Raw genomic sequence first — 10,962 nt, 5'->3', positions numbered from 1 at the left:
GCGCCTTTTAAATCCGGTGTAATGTCCCGTTCGGTTCTGCCAGTGGCCACCGCGTACCTGAAAACCTGCCCCACGATCTGTAAAACCCTGTGCGCTGTCCTCAATAGTGCCTCGATCTTAAACACGCCGTAAACATGCCAGTATGGCCATAGGCTTAACATCGGTAATCGGTGTGTTGCCAAGCCATGGGAAAATATTGCGTTCCAGCATCCGTTTAGAACGGTTGTTTTTATCCGCCCGCGTATCAACTTTCTTCAATCCCCATTCGCGGGCTATCACTTCAAAGCTGTTTGTTGCGCTGGCTGCTTTCGATGATTTAACGGCTTTCCGGTTCTCGCTCGGGTCTATACCGTCAGCAATTTGTTTTTTGACGGTATCAAGTTTTTCACGGGCTTGTTTTAAAGTAACGTCTGAATAGACACCCAAGGCCAATGTTTTTCGATTGCCGTCAAAGCGGTAATCCAGCCTAAAGTATTTTGATCCGTTCGGATGTACCAATAAATACATGCCGTTGTTATCTGTCAATTTGTATTGTTTATCAGTGGGCTTGGCGTTCTTTATGGCGGTATCGGTTAGGCTCATGACGGTATAAGGTTTTGGTGGGGGAGGTTGTACCGTCATTTATACCGTCAATAAACTTGGGTGTAAACGAATATCGTTGTACTTTATTGGACATAAAAAAACCCTTAAGGCCAGAAGCGATAAGGGTTTTTGTACTTCGTGGAATCTTATTGTATTTGCTATTGGAGGCTGCGGCCGGAATCGAACCGGCGTAGATGGCTTTGCAGGCCACTGCATAACCATTTTGCTACGCAGCCATGTCAATAAATAAAAAGCCGCGATTAACGCGGCTTTTTATATTATTTGGAGCGGGAAACGAGATTCGAACTCGCGACCCCAACCTTGGCAAGGTTGTGCTCTACCACTGAGCTATTCCCGCTTTATTATTCGAGTATTATACGTAATTTTTTAAACTCGTCAAACTATTTTTGCTTATTGTACATCGATACCTAAAGCCCAGGCAGTCGTACCTTTACAAGGGCCATCATCAACTTGAACCTTAACAAACGCTTTTGCTTGACCGTAAGCCGCGCTAAAATCAAGTGCCGTTACGGGTGTGCCTTGTGCAAGATGCTGACAAGCACCATTTCTGTCGGACTCTTCACTGTCATCATAAGCTGCTAATGCACCAGGAACAGCAACCAAACGCACTGTTGCCGAAGGATCATAAGAATTTGAACTTTTAAGGATATACTTTTGGCCTGACACCAAATCTTTTATTTTGGGACCACTGACTGTATTTGAGCCACCACCGCTCATCATGATGACCACGAGAGGAATGGCAACTACAGCCAAAAGCCCAAAAAATAATTTTGGATTGTTTTCTTTTAAGCTCATCACTGAAGACATTAAGTTACCGCCTGCATTTTTAGCCGCATCGCCAGCCTTACTTGTCAACTCCTCTGCTTTATCCACTGTATTGCTTACAGCTTCTTTAATATCTTGAGCGGCTTCTTTAGCGTTTTCTTCAACGTTTTTAACGACTTCTTCGACACTATCCACTTTTTCTTCGGTATTATTGGCGTTTTCTTCGTTACTCATTTCTCATCCCCATGGAATTGTATTTTATATTTATTTTATGAGACTTTGCCCAAAGTACTAAATAGCTGCCCGTAAGTTCAGCCCCGTTTAAAAACATTTCTAAAAATCAAATCAAGTAAACTGGCTTGTTTTTGTTATAGCCTAACCGTCAGTCAATCATAAAACCGCTTACTCAATGTGACAACTTAACACGATGAAAAAACTTTTCAAGTGCTTTATAAGCTTATAGCACTATTTTAATTACGTGGCATCAAATATTCACTCAAAAACCATGTCAAGCCATTGCAAAAATACGTCATTAAAAATATAAAAAAACTATATTTATCAATATTATAAATTATTTTTAATATGGACTAACAAGATGATTTTATACTTGGCACACAGCCATTGAACAATCTTAAATAAAATCGTAACCTTTTTTAGGTTGTACCGGTTTGGTGTGTTCAATAATGCGCTGGCATTCAAACTGCCAATAACCCAAACCAATATTTTTTCTATTTTTCATGGTAACCGGAAAATCTTCTTGCTCTACCGTCAAATCGACAATGTCATTGTCTTCAAACATAAAGTAATCGGTGATAACGTAACTTTTTTCACCGGACAACTCCTTTATGCTGTAAAAAACCCCTTTTTGTTGCGCATTGTTTTGGGCAGCGTGACGATGTTGACAAATCACCGTATAGAAACGGTCTGCTAACAATTGCACGCCAAAAGCTATTTTTCCAGCCTGGCTCACATCATTCACTTTGTTAACAATACCCAAACTACGATTAGATTCAGGTTCCTGCTGCTTTCTAAAACTAACAAGACTGCCTACCGATAATACACCTGGCTCATTAAATACCGCAGCTAGCAATCTATCAGAAGCGGATTGAGCCGACAATTGCGCGGTTTTTTCATGTTCAATTGTATTCATTGCCCTTACATCGGTATTTAAAGGGCTTTTCATATCATGTGCTGAGGACAAACCTATTGCAACATACCGATCCATACGATCAATAAATAATGCAGAACCTTTTAACTCAACACCAAACCATCGTTGTTGCAAATAATTCAACAGCTCTGCAGGAAGTTTAATAGTCTGCTTATTGGCACTAAACATGGTGTTTAAAAGCCCAGTCTCGGCTTTATTAGGCAGCCTTTCTTGCTCATCCAGAAATTTATGAAGCTTAGTAAAATCAAGGTAGAACGTAGATGAATCAGAATTTGTATCAACATCATATTGAAAATAAGGTGGCTTATCTTCATCTACTAAAATCAGGCACTGTGCATTCTGGTTCATAACCGGCACACGCTTAAAACTAACTAAGGCTGCAATTGATCCTGCAAAATCATAAACTTTGGGAATCTCTTTTTGCATTAATCCGGTTGGATCAGCAAGATATAACAATATGACCTGTTTATAACACATTTCAGCGGCCTGTGTTTTATCAAACTGATTGAAATGCTTAGTGACCGCAGGCGCATTTTGATGGGTTGTGACACTGAGTTTATACAAGGAATGCAAGTCTATCCATACCCAATCAGGCAGGGAAGCACGCATAATAAAATGGCTGGTAACGATACGACCTAATTTTTTAATACAGCGTTGTATCGCCAGCGCAGTATTTTTACCTTTAAACCAACCGGCATCTCGGTGGGTAATTTCTTTTAACACTATCCAATAGCCAATAGCGCATTCTTTTTCAATTGAGATTAAAACATCGAAAATTTTCTTTTCGTTATCATCTTTAGGAAACCCGGTTTTTATCAGTCGGCCTTGGAGATAATCTTCGATGACATGGACATTTGGCCTGATTTTTTCCAGTACATCCAACCTAAGTTGACTGGGCATAATAAGCGTATTTAATTCCATAACAAAATCGTGAATCAGCCGCGTTGCCAAACTAAGATTAGCTGCTGGCAAATCATCCAGCCACTGCTGTAAGGATCTGGATTCAAATTCCTTCAGGCGTAAAGGCTCATTTTGCTGCTTTGGAATCACCAAATAAAAAGAGTTCTTCACATAGTCACCGAAATTGTTCTTTATTCATTCAATCTTAAATAAAATTAAGTTATTGTTTAAAAAATGTGCACTCTGAATATAAAAAAGCACACTCAACTAGAACCGCCTTTTTATCATCATTACTTTCGAAACGATTATAGCTTATGATGACAGCGTCCATAAAAACAATAAAGTTATCAAGGCATAAGTAAGTGTCTGTTAATTAACTGACTGAACCAGCCAAAAAAGGGGATTCAAGGACTTGTGCAATCAATTGTGAGGATACCAAGCTTGACGCCACTCTAAAATAGACTGGCCGTCATAATCGCTTAACAATCTAAGCCAGAAGCTCCAGGTAGTTAAGCGTATGATCTAAGCAACGCTGTATCTGGCTTTGGCCTGGAGTGCTCAGCGATAGGATGACATTCAAAATGCCAATACCCCGACGCTATGTTTTTTCTATTTTTCAAGATAACCGGAAAATTTTCTCGCTTCCGAGATCGCTCCATGGACAGATTAACCCGCTCATTATCTTCAAAAGGATAGTCAGTTATCACATAATCTTTTTCGTTTTTCAGCTTATCGTGACTGTAAAAAGCCCCTCTTTGCGACACTTCTTTAGCGATATCTTCATCTGCTGCATGGCTACGCTTGCAAAACACGATACAAAAATGTCTTGCTATCAACGCCACACCAAAAACTATTCTATTATCGTGACTGACTACGCTGACTTTATTAACAATCCCTAAAGCTTGCTTACATTCTGGTTCGGATTGTTTTCTAAAACTGACAAGACTACCTACCGATAACACACCCACTTCATTAAATTTGGCTGACAATAATTTATCGGAGATAGATTGGGCCAACAATGGCTCTCTTTGCTCTTTACTGGAAAAATCCACTTCGATTTTATCGGCCTTGGCAGCGCTGCTTAGGTCGCGTATTGAAAACAACCCGATACCAATATACCGATTTCGGCGATCAACAAACAAAGGAGAACCCTGAAACTCCACGCCAGTCCACCTTTGTCGTAAATAGCTCAATAGTTCTGCCGATAATGTTGGAATCTGATGACTTATTCCCCGCAGCGAAGTGGAAAATTCGGCATCGCCTACATTAACGCGCTTTTCCTGATAATCAAGAGATTGATACAGTAAGGTAAAATCGAAATAACGCGTGTAAGCATCGGTCACACTGCCCACTACATTGGTTCGGAAATAAGGTGGTTCGTCTTCATCCGTTTGAATGGCACACTGGCTATTTTGCTGGATAACATGCGTGCTTTGTAAGCTGACTAAAGCCGCTAATGAACCTGCAACTTTAAATACTAAAAGAATTTCTTTGGGATTCAATCCTGAAGGATCGGCAAGACTCATGAGCAAAATCTGCTTATAGCAATCTTCAGTTGAGCGTGCTTTTTTATACTGGTTTAAATGTGTAACAATTTTAGTGACAATATGATTTCTCTTTAAACTGAGCTTATAAAGAGAATGTAAATCCAACCACAGCCAAGCTGGGACAGACATCTTCATGATGTAATGGCTGATGACGATCCGACCCAGTTTTTTGACACATAGCTGTAGTGCCAATCCAGTATCCTTCTCTTTATACCAGCTTGCATCTCTATGCATTAACTCTTTCAAGACTATCCAGTAACCCAATGCACAGGCTTTTTGAATGGCTATTAAAAGCTCAAAAATTTTCTTTTCTTTGCCATCCTTAGGAAATCCGGTTTTTAAGAGCGTATTCAGGAGGATATTTTCAATATAATACACAATCGGCGTAATTTTTTTCAATACAGCCAGCCTAAGTTGGGTAGGCATAACAAGCGTATTGAGCTCCATAACAAAGTTCTGAATGAGCAGTGTAGACGAGCCAAAATCACCTGCCAATAATTCATCCAGCCACTGCTGTAATGCTTTGGCTTCAAATTCCTTCAGACGTAAAGGCTCATTTTGTTGCTTTGGAATCACCAAATAAAAAGAGTTCTTCACATAATCACCGAATTTGTTTTTTAATCATTCACTCTTAGCTGAGCTTAAGTTGTTGTTTAGAAAAATAGGCAACGGCTTTTAAAAAACAGACTCAACCCGGCCCGCCTTTTTTTACCATCATTCCTTTTGAAGGAGTATAGCCTATGATTGCAGCGGCCATAAAAACAATAAACGCTGTTAAGGTATAAATAAGAGCGTATTGGTTAAGCTGCCCATACAATGCAAAACGAATCAATTCAACCGCTTGCGAAAAAGGATTGTATTGCGCCAAGTTATGTAACCAAACACTCGATTCTTGCATTTTCCATAGTGGATATAACGCAGTCGACATAAAAAACATCGGAAAAATAACAAAATTCATCACACCGGCAAAGTTCTCCAGCTGTTTGATGAACGAAGATAATAATAACCCCAGCGCCCCCAACATAAGTCCTGACAATATTAACGCAGGCAACACCCATGCGTAGCCTAGCCAAGGCGCTTTAATATCATAAAACCAGGCAATTACTAAAAATACGTACACCTGCAAAATAGATACACCTACGCCTGCCAGTAATTTACTTACCAGCAAAAACCAGCGCGGCAAAGGACACACCATCAACACCCGCATACTGCCCATTTCGCGGTCATAGACCATCGATAACGAACTTTGCATGCCGTTGAACAACTGAATCATTCCGCATAAGCCGGGCGTAATATACACTTCGTAGAGAATATAGGTTTCATACGGCGGGGTAATCGCCAAACCCAATGCCGCCCTAAAACCTGCGGCAAACACAAATAGCCACACCAGTGGCCTGACCAGTGCCGACACAAAGCGTTCCCGCTGGGTAACAAAACGAAATAACTCGCGCCAGACAATGCCCCATAAGGCGCGCCAATAATGCATAATATTCACGCCGCCTCCGTTAACTTGCTGAAAGCATCTTTAATTTGCAGGGTTTGCGTCGCAGCCATGACCTCATTAACGCTGCCTTTGGCTTTAATTTGGCCTTTGTGCAAGACAATGACATGATCATTCGGATAAATCTCATCAATCAAATGACTGGCCCAGAGCACGGCCAAGTTTTCTTCGGCGACCAATTGATGTACATATTCCACCAAAGCTTGGCGGCTGGGTACATCCAAACCCACGGTGGGTTCATCCAATAACAGCAAAGACGGCTTGTGTAATAATGAGCGGGCGATTTCTACCCGCCGCCGGTGGCCACCGTTCAGCTGCCGGACTTTCTCATAACGGCGCTCATACATGTTTAAACGCTCCAGTTCCTGTTGAATACGTTGATTAGCCAGTTTGCGTGGCATACCATGCAAGGCGGTGTGGTAGCGCAGGTTTTGCATTACGCTTAAATCCATATCCAAAGTGGTTTGTTGAAATACCACCCCCAATTTTGCCAACGCGTTACGGGTATGTTTTTTAATATCAAAACCGCATAATTCAATGCGACCTTGGCGGGTATCATACAAGCGGGTAATCAGGGAAAATAGCGTACTTTTGCCCGCGCCATTAGGGCCTAATAACACCGTGCATTCACCCGGATGAATCACAAAGCTGACGTTATCCAGGGCCTTTTTATTGCTATAAGAAAAGCTTAAATTTTCTATTAATAATGTATTAATGTCGTTCATGGTTTTACCGCAACACCCCACGGGTAAGTGCCTACACCGATAGATTTAGTCACCGTTTGGCTGTCAAGATCAATAATCGACATATCGTTACTGATGCCGTTGGTGGTATAAAGCCGTTTTTGATCCGGTGAAAAAGCTAGATTCCATACCCGCTGACCTACCAGTAAATATTTTTCGATTTCAAAAGTTTGGGCATTAACCACCGCCACCCGATTAGCAGGGCCTAAGGCCACATAACCCCATTTTCTGTCCTTATCAATCACTACTCCCACCGGCTGAATTTTCTCAGGAGTAACACCTTGCACGGCAAAACTGATATTTTTAGTGATTTGCCTGGTTTTGGCATCAATAATGGTTAACGTGCCGGCCATTTCCGAGGTAACCCACAATTGTTGGCTATCATTGGTAAACATCACTGCACGGGGCCGTGGATCAACCAGGGTATTATCGACAATGGCATTGGTTTGGGTATCAATCCAATGCACCATATTGGTGGTTTCAGAAGCACTGATCACCCATTTGTTATCGGGGCTGACGGTAATACCTTCCGGTTCCACGCCCACTTTAATCTGCTTAATGGCTTTTTTCTTGGCAATATCAATTACCGTGACCATGCTGTCATCTTCGTTAGAGACATACATGCGATCTCCTTTGGGACTGAGCGCAAAGGTTTCCGGATCGTCGCCAGAAGGCAATTTACCTAGCTCCTTAAAGGTTTCGGCATCCAACATTTTGATAGTGTTTTCATCGCTGGTAGCAATAAACAGTATTTTGTTATCGGGGCTTAAGGCAATGCCGCGTGGACGCACACCCAGCGGCACAGACTTAATTAACTTCCCTTCCAGCGGATCAATAATCCCCAACGTATTGTCTTTTTCCAAGGTGACAAAAACGCTTTCGGCATAAGCGTTTACCGTCAGTATTACCATAACCAATGCCTGTAAAACAATAGATTTACTCATTCTTGACTCCTTTTGCATAAGGTTTCGGGCTCATCATAACCCAGGGTATCGAGTTCGTTTTTAGGGTGCAAAAAGCCTTCCAAAGGCGCTACACTCACTAATGAGCGCGGCGCTGCCAGTAAAACAGGTTGGCGCAACTGGCCATCCCAGGCACGAAAAGACAGCGGCACACCTTTGTAACCTTGCAAGGCGAACTGCTCGCTCAATAGATAATTTTTAATTTCTTTTAAAGCATTGGATTTAGTGCGCGTTGCAGCCTCACCAATCGCGCGCACCGCAAGGTAAGCAGCATAGTCCTGCTCTTCCATCCAGCGTCCGGCGGCTTCTTTAAAGCGATTTTGAATTTGTACTGCGCCCCATTGCTCATGGGTTTTATGCCAGGCGGTCGCTATTAAGCCTTGCGTGCCTATAACAGGCCGCGGGTTCCAGGTGCGGTAATCCAGATATTCGCCAAACTGGGCTTGCTCATCGGCAACGACTAAAACATCATAATCATCAACCTGAGTAAAAACCGCCACATCAGATTGCGCAGTACGCCGGTCATCGGCAGTATGCGCCCAGGTTTTTTCAGCGACTATTTCCAGTCCAAAACGTTTGGCAGCCCGCTTAATGGCTTCGGCATACAAACGGTCTTCCTGTGTCGTACCCACCACCAGAAACCAGCGTTTCCAGTTTTTTTTCATCATATACTGCGCTAACGCATCCGCTCGCATGGCTCTGCTGGGCAAAATATGTAAAACTTGATTGCGGCACTGGGCATTACGCAAGCTGTCATCAGAGGTTGCCACATCAAACAACACAGCTTGCTTAGCGGCGGGTAAATCTGCAATCTCCAAGAGTTGCGTTGCCGACAAATTAAGCACGACAAAATCAAACTTACCGGCAATGGATTTGGTGTAAGCCTCAATAACACTGCCATCTACCGGTACAATAAATTTTTTAAGGATGAAGGATTGTTTAGTGAATTGACCGGTCGTAGCATTATCTTTAATGGCCAACTCCGCCCCAGGTTCCGCTTTATTGTTTATAAACGGATCTAAATTGGACAAGACCGGCGGAGGATTTTGTTGTTGCGCTAAATAAGCAATATTAATGACTTGTTTATTGCTTTTGGCAACGGCCAAATTCACATTAAACAGCGCATAAATAAGGATTATTTTTACAAAGGCAGAAAAATAAGCAGGCATTGATCGGATCATGGTCTAACCTTAAAGAATAACAGTTTTAATTTTAACGGATTAAAGCATTTTTTGTTGTGTTCAATAAAGTCGAATACAAACAATCATTGAAATTTATTGCTTTAGGGTTAATACTTGACGCGGCTTAACTTGAACACTAATCTCTTGTAACTGCATGGTAGACTTCAAAAACTCTATTAATACCAACAACAGCTTTGGAATTGAACCGCCACTTTTTTCAAGACCTAACACGCGTATTGGTGTGCGTTATATTCGTGAAGATATTGCCGCTGCTGTCTGCAAGATCAGTTTGTTTAATTTTGGCTTTAGCTTTAACAAAGAAATCCTTGTTGAACTTCAAGACATCAGCAGCAAAGGCCTTTTAATTGCAACTGACAAAAAACTGCGTGTTAATCAAGAAGTGACTATTTTTCTTAAATTTGAAAATAACTGTGTGTTCAGACGCCGAGCAAAAGTGGTTCGAAGAGCCAGTGGCTCACCTTTTCGCTATGGCATACAATTTGATCGTCTTAGTAACAGCCTCGGCGATTATCTGTTAGAAACCCAGAAAAAACTGGTCTTTAAATAAAAAACCGGCATTCTCGACTTTAATCGCTTACAGATTTGTGGTTACCTATACCACTTCAATCATAGCTTGGCGCAGTCAACATGACAACTTACACCCTCAGTAGCATCAGTGTTTATCCGGTAAAATCTTTGACGGGTATTAATGTAACGCGTTGGCCGGTTACAAAAACCGGTTTGCAATATGACCGAAAATGGATGCTTATCGACAATGAAGGCCATTTTCTAAGCCAACGTACCTTGCCCCGAATGACGTTAATCAAGACAGCATTAACCGCCGATGCTTTACAGTTATCTGCACACGGTATGACAGAATTATCATTACCGCTTCTGCCTCCCCCAGGCGAAGTGATTACCAGCCAGATATGGCATGATTACTGTGCGGCACAAAGCGTATCTGCCAAAGCTGACCAATGGTTAAGTGATTTTTTAGGGTCGGATTGCCGAATAGTTTACCAAACCGATGACAGTATTCGACGGGTTGATCCTAACTACGGGCTTGCATCAGATCAGGCATCTTTTTCCGATGGTTTTCCCTTTCTGATTATTGCTGAAAATTCGCTGGCCTCGTTAAATCAGGCCATGCAATTGGACTTACCTATGAAGCGCTTTAGACCCAACTTGGTCATCAGCGGTTGCCCGGAATATGCTGAAGACAGCTGGCGGGAAATCAGTATAGGGAATATTGATTTTAGATTGCCTAAAGCTTGCGCGCGTTGCCCTGTTCCGACTATTGACCCCGAAACGGGTAAACTGGGTAAAGAGCCGCTTACTACCCTTAACCGTATTCGAAAATGGAACAACAAGGTCTATTTTGGCCAAAATGCACTGCATAACCAATGCGGCGAGTTGGCGGTGGGCGATGCGGTAATTATTAAATCAACAGGGGTTGGACAACCACCTATCTAGCAAGACCGCAGCTGCCAAAATCGGTAGTCCCTACAAATCAATGCAGGTGTTAATTTGTAGGGATTTTTGACATAGTGCAGTGATAAAAACTGCACTGAAACCCCATGACCCTGAAATTA

At 42.1% G+C, this 10,962-nt stretch carries 11 protein-coding genes and 2 tRNA genes; 2 read left to right on the top strand and 11 right to left on the bottom strand.

Annotated elements, in window-relative coordinates; genetic code table 11:
* From ACHZC4_RS08470 to ACHZC4_RS08420, 11 genes are all read right to left on the bottom strand, one after another.
* A partial coding sequence (locus tag ACHZC4_RS08470; RefSeq protein WP_394753397.1) for a phage integrase central domain-containing protein occupies positions 1-161 on the bottom strand: 161 nt, incomplete at its 3' end.
* Positions 118-582, bottom strand: a complete 465-nt coding sequence (locus ACHZC4_RS08465) for a tyrosine-type recombinase/integrase (protein ID WP_394753396.1) — start codon at positions 580-582, stop codon at positions 118-120. The genes ACHZC4_RS08465 and ACHZC4_RS08470, both read right to left, overlap by 44 nt.
* A 162-nt stretch (positions 583-744) precedes the next feature.
* A tRNA-Cys gene (locus tag ACHZC4_RS08460) sits at positions 745-818 on the bottom strand.
* Positions 819-865: 47 nt separating this feature from the next.
* Positions 866-940, bottom strand: a tRNA-Gly gene (locus tag ACHZC4_RS08455).
* Between the two features lie 53 nt (positions 941-993).
* A complete protein-coding gene (locus ACHZC4_RS08450) occupies positions 994-1,602 on the bottom strand; it encodes a hypothetical protein (RefSeq protein WP_394753395.1) in 609 nt (202 codons plus the stop codon).
* 397 nt (positions 1,603-1,999) lie between these two features.
* The gene (locus ACHZC4_RS08445) at positions 2,000-3,607 is read right to left on the bottom strand and encodes a hypothetical protein (protein ID WP_394753394.1); all 1,608 of its coding nucleotides are present in this window, start codon (positions 3,605-3,607) and stop codon (positions 2,000-2,002) included.
* A 338-nt stretch (positions 3,608-3,945) separates the two neighbouring features.
* Positions 3,946-5,580, bottom strand: a complete 1,635-nt coding sequence (locus tag ACHZC4_RS08440) for a hypothetical protein (RefSeq protein ID WP_394753393.1) — start codon at positions 5,578-5,580, stop codon at positions 3,946-3,948.
* 91 nt (positions 5,581-5,671) lie between these two features.
* Complete coding sequence (locus ACHZC4_RS08435) at positions 5,672-6,478, bottom strand: ABC transporter permease (protein ID WP_394753392.1); 807 nt, start codon at positions 6,476-6,478, stop codon at positions 5,672-5,674.
* Positions 6,475-7,209 (bottom strand): ABC transporter ATP-binding protein, encoded by a 735-nt coding sequence (locus tag ACHZC4_RS08430; RefSeq protein WP_394753391.1) that lies wholly within the window; start codon positions 7,207-7,209, stop codon positions 6,475-6,477. Before ACHZC4_RS08430 ends, ACHZC4_RS08435 begins: the two co-directional genes overlap by 4 nt.
* Positions 7,206-8,171, bottom strand: coding sequence for a PQQ-dependent catabolism-associated beta-propeller protein (locus ACHZC4_RS08425; protein WP_394753390.1), 966 nt, complete (start codon positions 8,169-8,171; stop codon positions 7,206-7,208). Before ACHZC4_RS08425 ends, ACHZC4_RS08430 begins: the two co-directional genes overlap by 4 nt.
* Positions 8,168-9,370, bottom strand: coding sequence for an ABC transporter substrate-binding protein (locus ACHZC4_RS08420; protein ID WP_394753389.1), 1,203 nt, complete (start codon positions 9,368-9,370; stop codon positions 8,168-8,170). Before ACHZC4_RS08420 ends, ACHZC4_RS08425 begins: the two co-directional genes overlap by 4 nt.
* A gap of 154 nt (positions 9,371-9,524) precedes the next feature.
* Between ACHZC4_RS08420 and ACHZC4_RS08415 the strand changes: the two genes are divergently transcribed.
* Together ACHZC4_RS08415 and ACHZC4_RS08410 are read left to right on the top strand one after the other, a co-directional pair.
* Positions 9,525-9,938 (top strand): PilZ domain-containing protein, encoded by a 414-nt coding sequence (locus tag ACHZC4_RS08415; RefSeq protein ID WP_394753387.1) that lies wholly within the window; start codon positions 9,525-9,527, stop codon positions 9,936-9,938.
* 80 nt (positions 9,939-10,018) lie between these two features.
* A complete protein-coding gene (locus ACHZC4_RS08410) occupies positions 10,019-10,843 on the top strand; it encodes an MOSC domain-containing protein (protein ID WP_394753386.1) in 825 nt (274 codons plus the stop codon).
* Positions 10,844-10,962 lie beyond the last annotated feature (119 nt).

It is taken from the genome of Crenothrix sp. (assembly GCF_043729335.1).
Classification (GTDB): domain Bacteria; phylum Pseudomonadota; class Gammaproteobacteria; order Methylococcales; family Methylomonadaceae; genus Crenothrix.
This window is presented reverse-complemented; position numbering and strand designations above follow the sequence as displayed.